This window comes from Comamonas denitrificans, assembly GCF_042654745.1.
Taxonomy (GTDB): Bacteria; Pseudomonadota; Gammaproteobacteria; order Burkholderiales; family Burkholderiaceae_C; genus Comamonas; species Comamonas denitrificans.
The window spans coordinates 79783-96401 of sequence record NZ_JBHSEY010000026.1; the positions used below are offsets into that span (position 1 = coordinate 79783).

Here is a 16619-nt window from a genome sequence, read left to right on the forward strand (position 1 = left end):
CATGGTTTTGGACGGCCACCACCCCGACACCATTGCCCGCGCGGCGCACGCGCTGGCCCAGGGCCAATTGATCGGTTTGCCGACCGAAACCGTGTACGGCTTGGCCGCCGATGCGGACAACCCCAGCGCCGTGGCCCACATTTTTGCGGCCAAGGGCCGCCCGGCCGACCACCCGCTGATCGTGCATGTGGCCGATGTCCAAGGGCACCCCCAGGGCCCCAGCGCCGCCATGGCCCACTACGCCCAAGCCATCCCGGTGTTTGCCCAGCAGCTGATCGAGGCCTTCTGGCCCGGGCCGCTGACCCTCATCCTGCCCTGCCGACCGGGCATCGCCCAGGCCGCCACAGGCGGGCAAGCCACCATTGGCCTGCGCTGCCCGGCGCACCCGGTGGCCCAGGCTTTGCTGCAGGCCTGCCTGCAGCGCCAGCCGCCCATTTGGGGCCTGGCTGCGCCCAGCGCGAACAAGTTTGGCCGCATCAGCCCCACCACGGCGGCGCATGTGGCCAGTGAGTTTGGCGCTGATTTGTTGGTGCTGGACGGCGGTGCCTGTGCGGTTGGCATTGAATCGACCATCATCGACTGCACCCGGGGCGTGCCCGTGCTGCTGCGCCCCGGGGCGATTACGCGCGACGATATTGCGTGGGTCTGCGGCCAACGACCTCTATCAAAAGAAGAGCTGTCTGCGCATACCCCACGGGCCTCAGGCACCCTTTTGGCCCACTATGCCCCGAATGCCAAAGTGCGCTTGATGGGCACCGAGCAACTGCGCAGCGCCCTGCAGCTGCTGGGGCGCGAGGCCCCTGCCTTGGCGGTGTACCACCGCAGCCCCCTGACCCGCCCTGCGCCCGGCATTGCGCTGCGGGCCATGCCGCACAACGCCCTGGCCGCAGCCCAGCAGTTGTTCAGCGATTTGCGCGATTTGGATGCCCTGGGCGTGCCCTTGATTTGGGTGGAAGCCCCGCCCGAGAGCGCCGACTGGGAAGGCGTGCGTGACCGGCTGGAGCGGGCCGCTGCCGCAGGCTAAGGCGCGGTTCTTAACCCACAAAGCGCCCGTTGCGGCCAATGATGCCCAGCTCAATAAAGCGCGAACCAACGAAGGGGGGCGTGGCCCCGTAGCTGACGACAAACCCGCCCAGATCAAAGTTGCGAATGCTGGACAAGGCCGCGCGCACGCGTGCAGGGGTGGGCTCTTTGCCCGCCAAGCGCAGGCCGTAGGCCAGCACGTGGGCGTTGATGTAGGCCTCCAAAGAGCCCTGCGAAAACTCTTGCTCCCCCTGCGCCTGCATGGCCGCTTGGTAGTTGCGCACCACGCCGTTTTTGCCCCGGTTCGGGTCGGGCACGATGGTGGTCACAGCCATGCCGCTGGCGGCATCGTCCAGCTTGAGCCCCTGGATGGTGGAGCTCAAGCCCGCCATCAGCACCCCCGGCAGCTGTTGCTTGATGCCTTGAATCATGCTCAGCGAGGACGTGCCGGCCGTGAGCAGCAACACCGCCGAAGGGCGGGCTTGCTTGAGCGCTTGCAGGACCGCGTTGGCGTTGTCTCCTTTCACCTCCAGCGCCAGCTCGGCCGCGGGCGTGGCCTCCAGGCGCTGCAATTCGGCGGCGGCCACCCCTTGCAGCTCACGGCCATAGCCGTTGTCCAGGTACACCACGGCAATGCCTTTGAGGCCCATGCCCACCAAGCGCTGCACCAGGCTGATCACCTCTTCGCTGTAACCGGCACGAACGTGAAACACCGATTGCTGGGCTTTGCGCAGCGAGGCCGCCCCGGTAATCGGGGCCACGTGGGGAATGCCGGCCGCTTCAATCAGCGGGGTGATGGCCGTGTTGTTGGGCGTGCCCACGCACGAGAGCAAGGCCAGGGCTTTGCGCTCTTGAAGGATGTTTTTGATGTTGGCCACCGAACGCTCGGGGTCGTAGCCATCGTCCACCAGGTGGAGGCGAATTTGGCGGCCATAAATACCGCCCTGGGCATTGATCTCGGCAAAGGCAGCGCCAGCGCCTTTTTGCACAGCCTGGCCAAAACCGACCAAGGTGCCCGTCAGCGGCACGCTGCTGGCAATGTGGATGGCTTGGTCGGTGAGCCCTGGGGTCGTGCCCTCTTGGGCCGATGCCTGCAACGCCCATGCCGGCCAGGCCCCCGCAATCGCAGTTTGGCAAGCCAGGGAAACAAAGCGACGTCGCTGCATAACAAAACCCTCCAAAGGACAGCAGATGAGAAGCGTTTGATTGTGCCTGTCGGAGGGTTTTTTTGATTCCGCCGAATTTCCGGGAAAACCCTTGATTGCGCCCTCAGAACGTGTTCACGATCTAACGCCCTTGATCTTGGGCAACCCAATCGACCAAAGCATCCATGACCGGACGGCCATTGCCGGCATTGGCATGGTTGATAAAGGCCACCAGCACATAGCGCTGGCCGCTGCGGCCATCGACAAATCCGGCCAGGGCATTGGCATCGCGCAGACTGCCGGTTTTAAGGTGGGCACTGGCATTGGCTTGGCTGCGGCGCAGCGTGCCATCGGTGCCAGCGATGGGCAGCGAGGCCATAAATTCCGCCATCACCGGCGAGGCCCACACGCTTTGCAGCATCTGCCCCAGGCCTGCGGCGGTCACCTGCGCAGCGCGGCTTAGGCCGGCCCCGTTGTCCACCTCGGGGACGGGGGCGCTGGGCCAGCGCTGTTGCCACCATTGGGTGAGCAGAAAACGGGCGGCATCAAAGCTGCCCTGGCCCGTGCGCTCTTTGGCCAGCGTGAGCAGCAATTGCTGGGTCATGACGTTGTTGCTGTATTTATTGATATCGCGCACCACTTCGGCCAAGGCGGGCGATTGGTTTTCCCAGGCTGGTTTTAGGCCCGGGGGCACTTGGCCATCGCGCACCGTGCCGGTCAGCTGGCCGCCCAGGGCGCGCCACATGCCTTCAATGGCTTTGGCGGCAAAGCGCTCGGGCTCGGGCAGGGCCACGGGCCAATTTTTATCGCCGCAGCTGGCGGGGTAGGTGCCGGCAAGCTGCACCTGCTGGGGCTGGCTCCAATTGGCTTGCAATTGCGCACGCCAGTCGCCACAGGCGCTGCCCGCCGGGGCCAGCGGCACGGTGCTGGGCAGCGCCACCCCGGCCAGGGGCAGCTCGTAATGGATGCGGGCCACCCCCGCCCCAGGGTCGGGGAGAAAGCCCAGCACCTGGCTGTTGTAGTTGATCAAGAGCGCATCGGGGCCCACGTTGTAAGGGCGAAAGGGTTCGCCATCAAAAGCGCCCGGATCGTGCGGTGCCAGGGCAAACGCTGTGCGATCGAGCACGATGTCGCCGACGATGACACGCACCCCCAGGCCCGCCAAGCGCCCCAGCAGCAGCCACAACCGCTCCGACACCAGCTTGGGGTCGCCCGCCCCCCGGATGTACACCGTGCCGCGAAACGCGCCGTTGTCGATCACCCCATCCAAGTACAAAGGGGTGCGCCACACAAACGCGGGCCCCAATTGGTCCAGGGCCGCATAGGTGGTCACCAGCTTCATCACCGAGGCCGGATTGCGCGGCGCGGTGCTTTGCCAGTCCAGGCGCGGGGCTTGGCCCGGCGGGGCCGGGGCGACAAACACAGAGAGCGCATCGGCCGGAATCTGTGCGCGTTTAAGCGCCGCTTGCACCGTGCGGGGCAGGGTCGAGAGCGCATCCTGGGCCTGCACCGGGGCCACCCACACCGTCAGCGCCAAAGCGGCGCAGGAGACAATTTTTTTCAACATGGCCGCAAGTGTAGAACGGGCCAAGTGCCTGACCGATAATCGCTGCCCTATGGATTTGCTTGCTTTTGACACCAGTACCGACCAAACCACCATCGCCGTGCAGCGCGGGGATGCCCTGTGGCAGTGGCAAGGCGGCGGTGGGCCCCAAGCATCGGGCACGCTCATCCCTAAAATATTAGAAGGTTTATCGGCCTTATCGCTTACCCCACAATCGCTTACAGCTATTGTTTTTGGACAAGGCCCCGGCGCTTTTACCGGCCTGCGCACCGCCTGCGCCGTGGCCCAGGGGCTGGCCTTTGGCAGCCAAGTGCCCGTCTTGCCCGTGTGCAGCCTGCTGGCCGTGGCCCACACCGCCTACCAAACGCATGGCTGCGCCAATGTGCTGGCCGTGCTCGATGCCCGCATGGGCGAGGTGTACAGCGCCCATTACCACTACCAGCGCAGCAGCGGGCAGTGGCAGGCCCTGTCCGGCATCGCCCTGAGCGCCCCCGGCGCAGTGCAGGTGCCCAGCGGGGCGGTGGTGGTGGGCAATGCCCAGGCGGTGTATGCCGATTTGGCCCCCACCAGCACCCACCACCTGGCCTTGCCCAGCGCCACCGCCTTGCTGCAACTGGCCCCCGCCTTGATCGCCGCCGGAGGGCTGCGCCCGGCTAGCCAGGCCCTGCCCTTGTACATCCGCGACAAAGTGGCCCAAACCACGGCCGAGCGCCTGGCCGCCCGCGCGGCAGGCGCTTAAGGCATGCTCAACTGCCAAGCCCCCGCACAATTGCTGCCCATGGCGGCGCAATGGCTGCCCGCCGTTGCCGCTGTCGATGCCGCCGCCCAGGCCCACCCCTGGACGCAGCGCCAATTTGCCGACGCATTGGCCAGCGGCTACCACGGTGCCATGCTGGTGCGCCATGGCGAGGTGCTCGGGTTTTTTGTCGCCATGCAGGCTGTTGATGAAGTGCATTTGCTCGCGCTCAGCGTCGCCCCCCAGCACCAAGGCTTGGGCCATGGCCGCTGCCTTTTGCACGCCCTGCACGAGTGGGCGCGGCAAGTGGCCGCGCACACCCTGTGGCTGGAAGTGCGCAGCAGCAATGCCCGCGCCCGCAGCCTGTACGAAGGTGCCGGGTTTGTCGCCGTTGGGCAGCGCAAAGACTATTACCCCGTCAGCCCCGGCGTGCGCGAAGCCGCCGTGCTGATGTGCAAAGACCTGTGCAAAGACCAGGCCGGAGGCACGCCATGAGCCTGGCCCTGGATGCCCGCCGCCTGGCCATGCTGGAGGCCATGGGCATCACCCTGTGGGTGCCCGAAGCCGTGGCACCTGCCGCCCCGGTGCCAACGGCGCAGGCCACGCGTTCAACACTCAAGCCTGCGCCCCACGCCGCAGCGCCGCGGCCTGCTGTGGCGGGCACTGCGCCCAGCCTGCCGCAGTCGCAGTCGCCGCAATCGCAATCTGCACCAGCGGGCCCGCGCCCGGCCCGGCCAGTGCCGGCCCCGCGTAGGGCCCCAGCCGCCCCACCCCCCACGGTCACCCCAGCCACCCCGGTGGCCGCCGTGGCCCCAGCGCAGGCCGCCGAAGTCTGGCAACTGGCCCCGGCCGTCCACCTGTACCCCGATGCCAGTGGCCCAGCCAGCGGCGGGCCGTGGTTGATTTTGTTGGAAAGCACCCATCCCACCACCCCTTTGGCTGGGGCGGTGGGCGATTTGCTGGACAAAATGCTGCGCGCCCTGGGCCTGCACCAGCACCCGCAGGTGTGGCTGGCCGTGCTGCAGCGCCCCGGCGGCCTGCCCATGGCGGCCGAGATGGCCGGCAGCTTGGCCCCAGTCGATTGGCAGCCCTTGCCCACACAGTTGGCCCACACTCTGCAAACGGTGCAACCGGGGCGGGTGCTGCTGCTGGGGCAAAAAGTGGCACAAACGGTGTTAGAGCGCCATGAGCCCGTGGGCCAGCTGCGCCAGCAGCACTTTGATCTGGCCGGCCATGCCGCCGCCGTCAGCTACGACCCGAGCTTTTTGCTGCGCACCAGCCAGCCCAAAAAATACAAGGCGCAAACCTGGGCCGACTTGCAATTTGCCGCGCAATTGCCGGCCCGCTCTAAATAAACATCGCAGCCAGCATGTCCTGGGCTCATGGCCTGCGCTGGTGGTACTGCAGCCTGCGCCGAAGCGGCCGCGTCCAGCGGCATGATGCGGTGGTGACTCTGCTTAGCGCGCGGGCTGGATGTCGGTGACGATCATCTTTCCGCCTTCCTGGACGGCCATGAATTGCACCTTGTCGCCGGGCTTGAGCTTGGTGAGTTGGTCCTTGTCGCGCACGGTGAAGACCATGGTCATGCCCGGCATGTCCAGACTCTTGATGTCCCCATGTTTGAGGGTGACCTTGCCGTTGTCCGGGTCAATCTTCTTGACCTCGCCGTCGGTCATAGAGTCCGACGCGGGCGCGGCCACCTGGCTGGGATTGGGGCTGGTTTGGGCATGACCCGCCATTGGCAAAGCAACGCCCATGGCCAGGGTGGAGATGAGGAGGATGCGTTGGGTGGTGTTCATGGTGTTCTCTTCGTCAATGTGGTATCAGTTCAGCCATGGCTGGGATGGAGGTTGCAAGGCGCTATTTGCGATTCACGTTGATGGTGCCCTTCATGCCGGCTTCGTAGTGGCCCGGTAGCAGGCAGGCAAAATCGACGACACCCGCCTTGGTGAACTGCCAAACGATCTCGCCCTGCTTGCCCGGCTCCAGGATGATCTTGCCGGGCTCGTCGTGCTCCATGCCGGGGAATTTTTTCATCTGCTCCAGGTGTTCCATCAGTTCCTCCTGGGTGCCAAGGCTCAGTTCGTGCTTGAGCTGTCCCGTGTTCTGAACGATTAAACGCACGGTCTCGCCCTTTTTGACCGTCAGGTCGGAGGGCGTAAAACGCATCTTGTCGCTCATTTCGATGGTGATGGTGCGGCTGGCCTGGGCAGCGATGCCGGGCTTGCCAATGGCCGTCTCGCCCCCCTCGTCATGGCCGTGGCCGCCTGCATGGCTGCCGCTGGCGAAAGCCGCTCCCGATGTGGCCAGTGCAGCCATGGCAAAGAGTTGCGCAATAGTGGGTCGTGTGAATTTCATGGGTGTTCTCGTGTTGAAAATGAAACAAAGGCTCAATGCTCGCCATGCGCAGTGGGCTTGCGCACCTTGACTTCGGACGGTGCTGCGGGCTTGTGCACGCGCGGCATGGACTGACCGCCCTCGGCGCTGAAACGTGCTGGCTTGGCGATGGGGCCGGTGTATTCATGTGCCACCGTGCCGGCAGGATGCTTAAACCAGCCCGGATCCTGGTAGTTGCCCGGTTTTTGGTTGCGGCGTACCTTGAGTACGCTGAACATGCCGCCCATCTCCACGGAGCCGAACGGGCCTTCACCGGTCATCATGGGGATCGTGTTGTCGGGGATCGGCATTTCCATCTCAGCCATGTCGGCCATGCCGCGTTCGCCCATGACCATGTAATCCGGAATCAGCTGATTGACTTTCTTGGCCAAGCCGCTGTGGTCCACGCCGATCAGCGTGGGAATCTCGTGCCCCATGGCGTTCATGGTGTGGTGGCTCTTGTGGCAGTGGAACGCCCAGTCGCCTTCCTCGTCGGCCACGAACTCGATCTGGCGCATCTGGCCCACCGCCACGTCGGTGGTCACCTCCGGCCAGCGTGCGCTTTTGGGCACGGGGCCGCCATCGGTGCCCGTGACAACAAACTCGTGGCCATGCAGGTGCATCGGGTGATTGGTCATGGTGAGGTTGCCCATGCGAATGCGCACCTTGTCATTGAGGCGGACATTCAAGGAGTCGATGCCCGGAAAAATACGGCTGTTCCAAGTCCACAGATTGAAATCCGTCATCTCCGCGACTTTGGGTGTGGCGGCACCGGGCTCGATGTCGTACGCACTGAGCAGGAAGCAGAAGTCTCGCTGCACCTCGTCGATCAACGGGTGCTGGGCCTTCGGGTGTGTGACCCAGAAGCCCATCATGCCCATAGCGATCTGCACCATCTCATCGCCGTGCGGGTGGTACATGAAGGTGCCGGGGCGGCGTGCCACGAACTCGTAGACAAAGGTCTTTCCGGCGGGAATGGCCGGCTGCGTCAGACCGGATACGCCATCCATACCGTTGGGCAGGCGTTGGCCGTGCCAATGGACGCTGGTGTGCTCGGGCAAATGGTTGGTCACGAAGATGCGCACGCGGTCACCCTCGACGACCTCGATGGTTGGGCCGGGGCTCTGGCCGTTGTAGCCCCACAGGTGGGCCTTCATGCCCGGTGCTACTTCTCGCACCACGGGTTCGGCAACCAGGTGGAACTCCTTGACACCTTGGTTCATGCGCCACGGCAGTGTCCAGCCATTGAGCGTGACCACAGGGTTATAGGGACGGCCCGAGCTCGGAACCAAGGGGGCCATGGTGTTCGGACTGGTCTGAATGACGGGCTCGGGCAAGGCCGCCATGGCGACCTGGCTGACTGCACTGGTTGCGATGGCACCGCCTGCAATACCGGCAAACTTGAAAAAATCTCTTCTGGATGTCATGGCAATCGTTTCTGCATCAATGGCTGGCATCGCCGCCGCTGGGCGGGCTGGCTGGGATGGATAAGCTGGTGTTGGTAGGGTGCCCCATTACGGATGCCTGCAAGGCAGCATCGGCCAGCCAAAATTGCTGCTGTGCGTCCAATGCCGCCGTGACGGTAGCAACCTGGTCGCGTGCATCGGCCAGCAGTTCGAAAACGCTGATCAGCATGCCGTTGTAGCGAAGCTGGTTTTCCTCGGCGATCACCTTGCGCACCGGCACCACTTCGTCGCGGTAATGCCGCGCCACGTCGTAGGCGGTTCGGTAGGCAGAATAGCTTTCGCGCAGGCTCGATCCCGCAGAGCGCACCGTGGCTTCGAGTTGATTGGCGGCCATCAGCGTTTGGGCGTTCATCGCGTCACGCTGCATGCCGCCCCAGTCAAAAATGGGCAGGCGCATATCGATTTCCCAGCCGCGTGCTGTGGAGCGGGAGCCATCGGCATTGTCAAATGTCGTGTTGCGCCGCCCGGTCAGCTCGATATCGGTGAAGCTGGTCACCATGTTCAGCCCCTGGGCCTTGGCGGCACCCTCCAACGCAGTCTGTGCCAGGCGAATGTCCAGGCGTGCCTGGGTCGCCAACGTGCCAACCGCCTGCGGATCCAGTGCTTGTTGGGGGAGATCGGGCAGCCGTTCGGGCAGCTGCAGCGCCTGCGCTTGGCGCTCATTGAGCCCCAGCAGGCGCACCAGCTCTTCCCGGCTGGCCGTGGCTTGGTGTTGGGCCGTGCTCAGTTGCGTGGCCGCATCGGCATAAAAAGCCTGTTCACGTGCGCGGGCAATGCGGTTGAAGTTGCCCACGCTCTGCATGCGCTTGGCCAGTTCGGCACCCGCTTCGGCGCTGTCATAGACCTGCTTGGCATATTGGAGCATCTGCTGCGCAGCCACGGCCCGCACCCAAGCTTGGCGCACGCGCGTGACATGGTCCACCACGTCGCTGATCAAACGTAATTGCGATTGCTCGATTCTGCGAGTGGCGACACCGTAGCGGGTCGGCAAGGTCACCAGATCCAACAGGCCAAAGGAAAGCGCACGCCCCAATTCCAGCTCGCTACCGGCCGTCATGCGCTCAAAACTGAAAATGGGGTTGGCAATCCGTCCTACCTGGGCAGCAGCGGCCGCATTCGCCCAGCCTTGCGCCAGCAGGGCCTGCAGGGATGGGCTGTTCACCAAGGTCAGCTGGACGGCCTCCTTCTGCCCCAGGGGCTGCGCCAGCAAGGCTTGAGCGGCCTGCGCACGCTGGTCGCGCTCCTCCTGGGTGCGGGCCAAGGCGAGTTTGCCTTCGGTGAAGCTGCCCGCTTCGGCGTTAACTCGACCCATGTTCTGATCCAGGCTGACACTGGCACATCCGGTCAGCACCGCCAGCCCCAGGGCGGACAGCGTCAGCTTGATAGGAGTGGCACGCAAACCCTTCATGGCGTGTCTCCTTGGTGATGATCGGCATGCGGATCGCTGGCGGGCGCAACGCCTTTGGCGGGCGCAGGCTGGCCCGACCTGGCTTCCTTAGCATAGGCACGCCAGCCACCGATTTGGCCCACGCGATCATTGGCTTCACGCCAAGATTGCACCTGCTGATCCGCATAGGCCTGGTAGGCACCGATGGGGGACGAGTACTGCAGCTTCGTCGGCAGTGAGGGCTGGGGGGCTTCGCTATCTGCCGGGGCTTGTGCAAAAGCCGCCCCTGCGAACAACGCCAGTGTCCAAGGCAACAGGGCCTTGAAGAGTGGCTGGTGATGGGAATGGGCCATGGTCTCCTCTGAAAGCATTTCTAATCTCATGCTGGAGATTTTGAAAAAGCCGCCCTTTCAGCAAGATGTTGGCAACATTACATTCTTGTCAGCTTCGTGTTGGTACCTCTCCAACGCGGCACACTTACGCGGGAACCTTTAATGGAGCATGCGGGTGAAGATATTGATCGTCGAAGACGAGCCCAAGACGGGCGAGTATTTGCGCCAGGGCCTGAGCGAGGCTGGGTATGTCGCGGACCTGGTGCCCCATGGCACCGATGGGCTGCACATGGCTTTGCACGGTGCTTACGACCTCGTGGTCTTGGATGTCATGCTGCCCGGGCTGAACGGCTGGCAGGTGCTGCAATCGCTGCGCGAGCGCGGCCTGCAAATGCCCGTGCTGTTCCTGACCGCACGCGATCAAGTGGAGGACCGCGTCAAAGGACTGGAACTCGGTGCCGACGACTACCTTGTCAAGCCATTCTCGTTTGCCGAATTGCTGGCCAGGGTGCGGATCATTCTGCGGCGCGGCCACGCAGGCAACGAGAGCACCGTGCTGCGAGTGGCCGACCTGGAACTGGATTTGCTGCGCCGCCGAGTATCCCGAAACGGCAGGCGCGTGGATCTGACGGCCAAGGAATTCGGCCTGCTGGAACTGCTGATGCGTCGCCACGGTGAAGTGTTGCCACGCTCCCTGATCGCATCGCAGGTGTGGGACATGAACTTTGACAGCGACACCAACGTCATCGAGGTGGCGATGCGCCGCCTGCGCGTGAAGATTGATGAGGGCCATGCGGTCAAGCTGATCCAGACCGTGCGCGGCATGGGCTATGTGCTCGACGTACCGCTGGAGGAATAGGGGATGTACCGGGTTCGTTGGGGCCGTTTGCCGCTGACGCAGCGCCTGACCCTGCTCTTCACTGCGGTGGCAGCGTCGGTGGTGCTGGGGCTGGGTGCCTTGTTTCTGGTGGAGTCCGAGCGGCATTTCGTCGAGCTTGACCGGATGGCGCTGCAAAACAAGCAACGCCTGATCGAGGACCTTCTGCGCAATGCCAACTCGGCGGACGATGCCCGTGGGCGATTGGGCGAGGCGCTGAGCTACCACCATGGCCTCTACGCCCTGGTGCAGGACGGGCAAGGTTTCGTGGTCTTTCAGTCCCAGGGGCTCTCTCCCCCGATGCGCGGCGAGGAAGCCCTGCACACCGGTGAAGGTCCGGCATTTGGGGTGTGGCACCACGGCAATGCCCGGTTCCATACGCTGGCCTTCAAGGCGGCCCCGGCCTACTCCCCCGCCCCCCTTAGCGTCTGGATCGCCGCGGATACGGAACACCACACGCAGTTTCTCGACGGCCTGCGGCGCGACCTAGCCTTGTATGTGTTCGCCGCCATCGCCCTCTGCGGCCTGCTCTCGTGGCTCGCGGCGCGCCAGGGGCTGGCACCGCTGCGCGACATGAAGTCACGGGCCGCCAGGGTGACGGGCCAGAAGCTCGGCGAGCGCATGCCCGTGCAGGCCGTGCCCGTGGAGATGGCCGACCTGGCGCAAGCGCTGAACCGCATGCTGGATCGCCTGCAGGAGGACTTTCAGCGCTTGACCGATTTCGCGTCAGACCTGGCGCACGAACTGCGCACTCCCATCAGCAATCTTCTGACGCAGACGCAGGTGGCCCTGGCCGCCCGACGCGATGCCGCCACCTACCGCGACATCCTCGCCTCGAACGCCGAGGAGTTCGAGCGGCTGGCGCGCATGGTGTCCGACATGCTGCTGCTGGCCAAGACTGCGCGCGGCGTGGACCTGCCGCACAAGGAGCGGTTTTCTGCCCGCCAGGACGCACTGGCGCTGCTCGACTTCTACGAGGCCGTGGCCGAGGAAAAGCACATCCGGCTGCGCGTGGAGGGGGATGGCGAGATCGAAGGTGACCGCCTGATGTTCCGCCGTGCGGTCAGCAACCTGCTGTCCAACGCCCTGCGCCACGCACCCGAGGCTGGGGATGTCACCATCCGCATCGCCGCCACAGCACAGGCCACGACAGTGACGGTGGAGAACACCGGTGCCGACATCGATGCCAAGACTCTGCCCCGGCTGTTCGACCGCTTCTACCGCGCCGATGCGTCAAGAGCCCACACGGATACCGACGGATCAGGCTTGGGCCTGGCCATCACGCGCGCCATCGCCGAGGCCCACGGCGGCAGTGTCACAGCAAGCTCGGGGCAGGGGCACACCTGCTTCACTCTGGTGTTTCCCTATCACATTGCAAAGCCTTCCAGCTGACAACAAACGCATCGGGCTGTCTGGCTGGCATGACGTACTTCAATCCATCGTTGGCACCCACACGCTTTTAGAACGTGTTCACGATCTGCGCGCGAAGGGGTGCGGGATGCGGATCGGGATGGGCTGCAAGGCGCAAACCACAGACATAGCCGTAGCTATGGCGAGGATTTGCAACGCCGCAGACCGCCCGAGGCCGCGACTGCACACCCGCGAGGAGATTGTGAACACGTTCTTACACAAACACCCCATAAAAAAAGAGCTGCTTGCGCTTGGATATTCTGCATTTCAAGGCTTAAATGCCTTGAAACACAATGAATACCAGCGCAAGCAGCTCTTTTTAAAGCGTGGCTTAGCGGGGCTTAGAACGAACCAAAGGCCGTGCCCAGGGCAATCACCGCGGTCAAGGCAATCAGCGGCATGACGATGGTCATCATGGCGATGTTCAGGTAGGACTGGCGGTGCGTCAGCCCGCAAATCGACAGCAGCGTGATGATGGCGCCGCAGTGCGGCAGGGTGTCAAACACGCCGGCCGACATCACCGCCACACGGTGCATCAGATCGGGGCTGATGCCAGCGTCCACGGCCATCTTCAGGTAATCCGCACCCAGGGTTTGCAGCGCGATCGACAGGCCGCCCGAGGACGAGCCGGTAATCCCCGCCAGCACGTTCATGGCCACGGCTTCCGAAATCAGCGGATTGCTCGAAACGTTCAGCACCGCATCGCGAATGATGGCAAACCCGGCCAGGCTGGCAATCACCGCGCCATAGCCCACCTCTGAAGCGGTATTGAAAATCGGCAGCATCGAGCCCAGCACGCCCTTGTTGATGGTTTGCTGCAAGTTGGCCCAGCGCCCCAGGCCCAGCAGCACCAGCGTTGCGCAGGACAGCACCAGCGCAATGATCAGCGCCCACATGCCGGTTTGCTTGTTGGCATCCATCGAGGCAAACCGCTCGGCCAAAAAGTCCCAGTGCATGCCAGGGAAAACACCGTAGGTAAACAGCGCGTTGATGCCAATCACCAGCACCAGCGGCAGCAGCGCCAACACCAGCGGCATGCTGCGCTGGGCATCGCCGCGCATGTCGGCCTCGCCCACCTGGCCTTTGGCCTCCAGGGTATCGGCGTGGATGCCATAGCCTTCCCCCTGGGCGCGGGCCGCGCGTTCGCGCGAGCGCAGCCAGAGCATGCCCAGGGCAAAAATGATGAGCGAGCCAATCACCCCCAACCCTGGCGCAGCAAAGGTGTTGGTGCCGTAGAACTTGATGGGAATGGCGTTTTGAATCGCCGGTGTGCCCGGCAAGGCCGTCATGGTGAAGGTGAACGAGCCCAAAGCAATCGCCGGGGCCACCAAGCGCTTGGGGATGTCGGCATCCTGGAACAGCGACTTGGCAATCGGGTAAATCGCAAACGCCACGACAAACAGCGACACCCCGCCATAGGTCAAGATGGCACAGGCCAGCACCACGGTCAGGATGGCGTGTTTGGCCCCCAGGGTGCGTTCAATCCACTTGGCAATGGCCGTGGCCGCGCCTGAGTCGGCCATCAGCTGGCCAAACAAAGCGCCCAGCAGGAACACCGGGAAAAAGGCCAGGATGTAATTGCCCAAGGCCCGCATGAAGGTCTCGGTGTAAATGGGCAGCAGCAACACCATGTCGCCGGACAAGATCACGGCCAGCGCGGCCATCAGCGGCGCCAACAGCAGCACGGTGTAGCCCCGGTACGCCAGGAACATCAGCAGCAGCAGCGAAACAACAATCGATAAAGTACTCAACTCATCTCCTCGTTACTTAAGTAGGGAGGCGATTGTGCGTGGTTTACACTGAAGTTGATTGTCGTTAAAACTACTTATACGTGCGGTTACACACACGCTTGTACTTAGGTAACTCTACTTATTAGCACCTTTAGGCCAGCACCCAGCTGCCGGATTTGCCGCCGTGCTTTTCCAGCACGCGAATGTCTTGCATGACCATGGTTTTATCGGCCGCCTTGCACATGTCATAAATGGTTAAAAGGCCCACCTGCACTGCGGTGAGTGCTTCCATTTCTACACCGGTTTGGCCCACGGTCTGCACGGTGGCCGTGCAGGTGATGGCGTTTTCGTCGGGCTGCAGGCTGAAGTCCACCGCCACCCGGGTCAGCGCCAGCGGGTGGCACAAGGGGATGAGATCGCTGGTTTTTTTGGCCGCCATGATGGCCGCAATGCGGGCCACGCCCAGCACATCTCCCTTTTTGGCACTGCCGCTACGCACCAGGGCCAGCGTGGCCGGCTGCATCACGATGCGGCCCTGGGCAATGGCGGTGCGCTCGGTGGCGGCCTTGGCCCCCACATCAACCATGTGGGCCTGGCCCTGGGCATCAAAATGGGTCAGCGGGGACGAGGGGGAAGGGGTCGGCATGGGCAGCGCTCCAAGAATGAACCAGTGGCAAAACCGGGCATCATAAGCATCCCTTGAAAGGATTTGCCCATCATGCTGCCCCCTTGGCGCCCTGCCTGCTTTGTCCGTTCTGTGTTGGCCTGCCTGTGCATGGTCGGGTCCTTGCTGGCCACGCCCGCCAGCGCCCAAGGGGGCTTGCCCCACTTGGGGGATGGGGCCGAGCTGAGCCTGAGCCAAGAGCGCGCGCTGGGCGACAGCATCATCACCAGCCTGTACCGCGACCCCGATTACCTGGACGATGCGCCGCTGCACGCCTACGTCATGCAAATTTGGCAGCCCTTGGTGCAAGCGGCCCTGCAGCGTGGCGATTTGAGCGAAGAGCTCTACCAGCGCTTTGCCTGGCAGGTGCTGCTGGGGCGCGACCGCTCGATCAACGCCTTTGCCCTGCCTGGCGGGTATTTGGGTGTCCACACCGGCCTGATCGGCGCTGTGGCCCACCGCGATGAACTGGCCACCGTGCTGGCGCACGAACTCAGCCACGTCACCCAGCGCCACATTGCCCGCATGTTTGCCGAGGAAAAAAAGAACATCCCCCTGCTGATTGGCGGTCTGGTGCTGGGGGCGCTGGCCGCCTCGTCCAGCCCGGACGCGGCGCAGGCGCTGATCATTGGCGGGCAGGCGGCCGCCGTGCAAAACCAGTTGAGCTTTTCGCGCGACATGGAGCGCGAGGCCGACCGCGTGGGCTTTAACCTGCTCTCCCCGGCGGGTTTCAACCCCCAGGGCGCGGCCAGCATGTTCGATAAATTGCAGCAGGCCAGCCGCCTGAACGACAACGGCAGCTGGCCCTATTTGCGCAGCCACCCCCTGACCAGCGAACGCATTGCCGACATGCAAGCGCGCGTGCCCCACGGCCGTGGCACGCCGCTGCAAACGCAGTGGGAGGACGCGATGATGTCCGCCCGCGCCCGGGTACTGAGCCAGCCGGGCGTTGATCGCCTGCGCCAATGGGTGGCCCAGCCAGGGCAAAGCGATTTTGCCCAGCAGCCAGCGGCCCAGCGGGCGGCCATTTTGTACGCTGCGGCCTTGGCCAGCCAGCAATTGCGCGATACCGCCGGGGCGCACGCTTTCTGGCGGCAATTGGATGCACTGGTGCCGGCCAGCGATGCCGCCGCCCGGCGCCAAAGTGCCTGGCTGGGGGCCGAATTGGCCTTGGCCGCAGGGCAGCCGCAGCAGGCGCTGGACTTGGTGGAGCGCCACCCCGCACCCCAGCTGCGCCCCGCCGTGCTCTTGCACGCCCAGGCCCAGCTGGCCTTGCAGCGCCCGGCGCTGGCCAGCGAGCGCCTGCAAACCTGGGTCACCACCCACCCGCAGGATGCGCAGGCCTGGCAATGGCTGGCGCAAGCCTGGCAGGCACAAAATCAGCCGCTGCGGGCCTTGCGGGCACAGGCCGAGGCGCAGGTGGCCATTCGCGACTTCAGCGCCGCGCAAGACCGCTTAAAGGCCGCACAAGACCTGGCGCGGCGCGGCGGCAATCAAGACCACATCGAGGCCTCGATCATCGACACCCGCTTGCGGGCCGTGACCGAATTACTTCGGGAAGAAGCGCGCAAGCAGTGAGTCAATCACCAAGCCACAGGCCGAATACAGCAGCGCCCCCCAAACCGCCGCCCAAAAACCGCTGACCTGCAGCCCACCCAGCAGCCCCGAGGCCAGCCAAAACACCAGGCCATTGACCACTAGCAAAAACAGCCCCAGCGTGACCAGGGTGACGGGCAGCGTCAGCACCACCAGCACGGGGCGCAGCACGGCATTGAGCAAGCCCAAAATCAGCGCTGCCCACAGCGCTGAACTCAGGCTGTGCACTTGCACCCCGCTAAAAAAATTGGCCACCAGGAGCAAGGCCCCGGCGCTTAAAAACCATTGCAAAAATAATCGGGCCATAACAGCT

The 16619-nt window shown here is 64.1% G+C and carries 17 protein-coding genes; 7 read left to right on the top strand and 10 right to left on the bottom strand.

What is annotated here, in order from left to right:
* The first annotated feature begins 1 nt into the window (after position 1).
* Complete coding sequence (locus ACFO24_RS06590; protein ID WP_377737600.1) at positions 2-1024, top strand: L-threonylcarbamoyladenylate synthase; 1023 nt, start codon at positions 2-4, stop codon at positions 1022-1024.
* A 10-nt stretch (positions 1025-1034) separates the two neighbouring features.
* On the opposite strand, the gene ACFO24_RS06595 is transcribed toward ACFO24_RS06590, so the two are convergent.
* Both ACFO24_RS06595 and dacB read right to left on the bottom strand, forming a co-directional pair.
* A complete protein-coding gene (locus ACFO24_RS06595; protein ID WP_377737601.1) occupies positions 1035-2189 on the bottom strand; it encodes an ABC transporter substrate-binding protein in 1155 nt (384 codons plus the stop codon).
* A gap of 121 nt (positions 2190-2310) precedes the next feature.
* The gene (gene dacB, locus ACFO24_RS06600; RefSeq protein ID WP_377737602.1) at positions 2311-3735 is read right to left on the bottom strand and encodes a D-alanyl-D-alanine carboxypeptidase/D-alanyl-D-alanine endopeptidase; all 1425 of its coding nucleotides are present in this window, start codon (positions 3733-3735) and stop codon (positions 2311-2313) included.
* 49 nt (positions 3736-3784) lie between these two features.
* Here dacB and tsaB point away from each other — a divergent pair, with 49 nt between their 5' ends.
* Genes tsaB through ACFO24_RS06615 form a run of 3 tightly spaced genes read left to right on the top strand, consistent with a single transcriptional unit; the run spans position 3785 to position 5823 of the window.
* Complete coding sequence (gene tsaB / locus ACFO24_RS06605; RefSeq protein WP_377737603.1) at positions 3785-4471, top strand: tRNA (adenosine(37)-N6)-threonylcarbamoyltransferase complex dimerization subunit type 1 TsaB; 687 nt, start codon at positions 3785-3787, stop codon at positions 4469-4471.
* Between the two features lie 3 nt (positions 4472-4474).
* Entirely contained in the window at positions 4475-4963 is a 489-nt protein-coding gene (gene rimI, locus ACFO24_RS06610; RefSeq protein WP_377737604.1) for a ribosomal protein S18-alanine N-acetyltransferase, read from the top strand.
* Positions 4960-5823 carry a uracil-DNA glycosylase family protein gene (locus tag ACFO24_RS06615; RefSeq protein WP_377737605.1) on the top strand — a complete coding sequence of 288 codons (864 nt, stop codon included), beginning with the start codon at positions 4960-4962 and terminating at the stop codon, positions 5821-5823. The genes rimI and ACFO24_RS06615 overlap by 4 nt, the downstream gene beginning before the upstream one ends.
* 102 nt (positions 5824-5925) lie before the next feature.
* Here ACFO24_RS06615 and ACFO24_RS06620 read toward each other — a convergent pair whose 3' ends face one another.
* From ACFO24_RS06620 to ACFO24_RS06640, 5 genes are all read right to left on the bottom strand, one after another.
* Entirely contained in the window at positions 5926-6267 is a 342-nt protein-coding gene (locus ACFO24_RS06620; protein ID WP_377737606.1) for a copper-binding protein, read from the bottom strand.
* Between the two features lie 61 nt (positions 6268-6328).
* Positions 6329-6826: a cupredoxin domain-containing protein gene (locus ACFO24_RS06625; protein WP_377737607.1), complete on the bottom strand. Its 498-nt coding sequence runs from the start codon at positions 6824-6826 to the stop codon at positions 6329-6331.
* Positions 6827-6858: 32 nt separating this feature from the next.
* Complete coding sequence (locus ACFO24_RS06630; protein WP_377737608.1) at positions 6859-8271, bottom strand: multicopper oxidase domain-containing protein; 1413 nt, start codon at positions 8269-8271, stop codon at positions 6859-6861.
* 16 nt (positions 8272-8287) lie between these two features.
* A complete protein-coding gene (locus ACFO24_RS06635) occupies positions 8288-9718 on the bottom strand; it encodes a TolC family protein (RefSeq protein ID WP_377737609.1) in 1431 nt (476 codons plus the stop codon).
* Complete coding sequence (locus ACFO24_RS06640) at positions 9715-10050, bottom strand: hypothetical protein (protein WP_377737610.1); 336 nt, start codon at positions 10048-10050, stop codon at positions 9715-9717. Before ACFO24_RS06640 ends, ACFO24_RS06635 begins: the two co-directional genes overlap by 4 nt.
* 154 nt (positions 10051-10204) lie before the next feature.
* Here ACFO24_RS06640 and ACFO24_RS06645 point away from each other — a divergent pair, with 154 nt between their 5' ends.
* Positions 10205-10888, top strand: coding sequence for a heavy metal response regulator transcription factor (locus ACFO24_RS06645; protein WP_377737612.1), 684 nt, complete (start codon positions 10205-10207; stop codon positions 10886-10888).
* A 3-nt stretch (positions 10889-10891) separates the two neighbouring features.
* Complete coding sequence (locus ACFO24_RS06650) at positions 10892-12298, top strand: heavy metal sensor histidine kinase (RefSeq protein WP_377737613.1); 1407 nt, start codon at positions 10892-10894, stop codon at positions 12296-12298.
* Between the two features lie 359 nt (positions 12299-12657).
* Here ACFO24_RS06650 and ACFO24_RS06655 read toward each other — a convergent pair whose 3' ends face one another.
* Positions 12658-14067, bottom strand: coding sequence for a GntP family permease (locus ACFO24_RS06655; RefSeq protein WP_377737615.1), 1410 nt, complete (start codon positions 14065-14067; stop codon positions 12658-12660).
* Positions 14068-14197: 130 nt separating this feature from the next.
* Positions 14198-14692 carry a cyclic pyranopterin monophosphate synthase MoaC gene (gene moaC, locus ACFO24_RS06660; protein WP_377737616.1) on the bottom strand — a complete coding sequence of 165 codons (495 nt, stop codon included), beginning with the start codon at positions 14690-14692 and terminating at the stop codon, positions 14198-14200.
* 72 nt (positions 14693-14764) lie between these two features.
* On the opposite strand from moaC, the gene ACFO24_RS06665 reads away from it, so the two are divergent.
* Positions 14765-16288: a M48 family metalloprotease gene (locus ACFO24_RS06665; RefSeq protein ID WP_377737617.1), complete on the top strand. Its 1524-nt coding sequence runs from the start codon at positions 14765-14767 to the stop codon at positions 16286-16288.
* Here ACFO24_RS06665 and ACFO24_RS06670 read toward each other — a convergent pair.
* Entirely contained in the window at positions 16259-16612 is a 354-nt protein-coding gene (locus tag ACFO24_RS06670) for a phage holin family protein (protein ID WP_377737618.1), read from the bottom strand. The genes ACFO24_RS06665 and ACFO24_RS06670 overlap by 30 nt on opposite strands.
* Positions 16613-16619: the final 7 nt, after the last annotated feature.

Bases quoted from the DNA above. Each gene is read 5' to 3' on its own strand.
- ACFO24_RS06650 (WP_377737613.1), top strand. From the start codon at position 10,892: ATGTACCGGGTTCGTTGGGGCCGTTTGCCGCTGACGCAGCGCCTGACC.
- ACFO24_RS06590 (WP_377737600.1), top strand. From the start codon at position 2: ATGGTTTTGGACGGCCACCACCCCGACACCATTGCCCGCGCGGCGCAC.
- dacB (WP_377737602.1), bottom strand. From the start codon at position 3,735: ATGTTGAAAAAAATTGTCTCCTGCGCCGCTTTGGCGCTGACGGTGTGG.
- ACFO24_RS06670 (WP_377737618.1), bottom strand. From the start codon at position 16,612: ATGGCCCGATTATTTTTGCAATGGTTTTTAAGCGCCGGGGCCTTGCTC.
- ACFO24_RS06620 (WP_377737606.1), bottom strand. From the start codon at position 6,267: ATGAACACCACCCAACGCATCCTCCTCATCTCCACCCTGGCCATGGGC.
- ACFO24_RS06635 (WP_377737609.1), bottom strand. From the start codon at position 9,718: ATGAAGGGTTTGCGTGCCACTCCTATCAAGCTGACGCTGTCCGCCCTG.
- ACFO24_RS06615 (WP_377737605.1), top strand. From the start codon at position 4,960: ATGAGCCTGGCCCTGGATGCCCGCCGCCTGGCCATGCTGGAGGCCATG.
- moaC (WP_377737616.1), bottom strand. From the start codon at position 14,692: ATGCCGACCCCTTCCCCCTCGTCCCCGCTGACCCATTTTGATGCCCAG.
- tsaB (WP_377737603.1), top strand. From the start codon at position 3,785: ATGGATTTGCTTGCTTTTGACACCAGTACCGACCAAACCACCATCGCC.
- ACFO24_RS06665 (WP_377737617.1), top strand. From the start codon at position 14,765: ATGCTGCCCCCTTGGCGCCCTGCCTGCTTTGTCCGTTCTGTGTTGGCC.
- ACFO24_RS06595 (WP_377737601.1), bottom strand. From the start codon at position 2,189: ATGCAGCGACGTCGCTTTGTTTCCCTGGCTTGCCAAACTGCGATTGCG.
- ACFO24_RS06625 (WP_377737607.1), bottom strand. From the start codon at position 6,826: ATGAAATTCACACGACCCACTATTGCGCAACTCTTTGCCATGGCTGCA.
- ACFO24_RS06640 (WP_377737610.1), bottom strand. From the start codon at position 10,050: ATGGCCCATTCCCATCACCAGCCACTCTTCAAGGCCCTGTTGCCTTGG.
- rimI (WP_377737604.1), top strand. From the start codon at position 4,475: ATGCTCAACTGCCAAGCCCCCGCACAATTGCTGCCCATGGCGGCGCAA.
- ACFO24_RS06630 (WP_377737608.1), bottom strand. From the start codon at position 8,271: ATGACATCCAGAAGAGATTTTTTCAAGTTTGCCGGTATTGCAGGCGGT.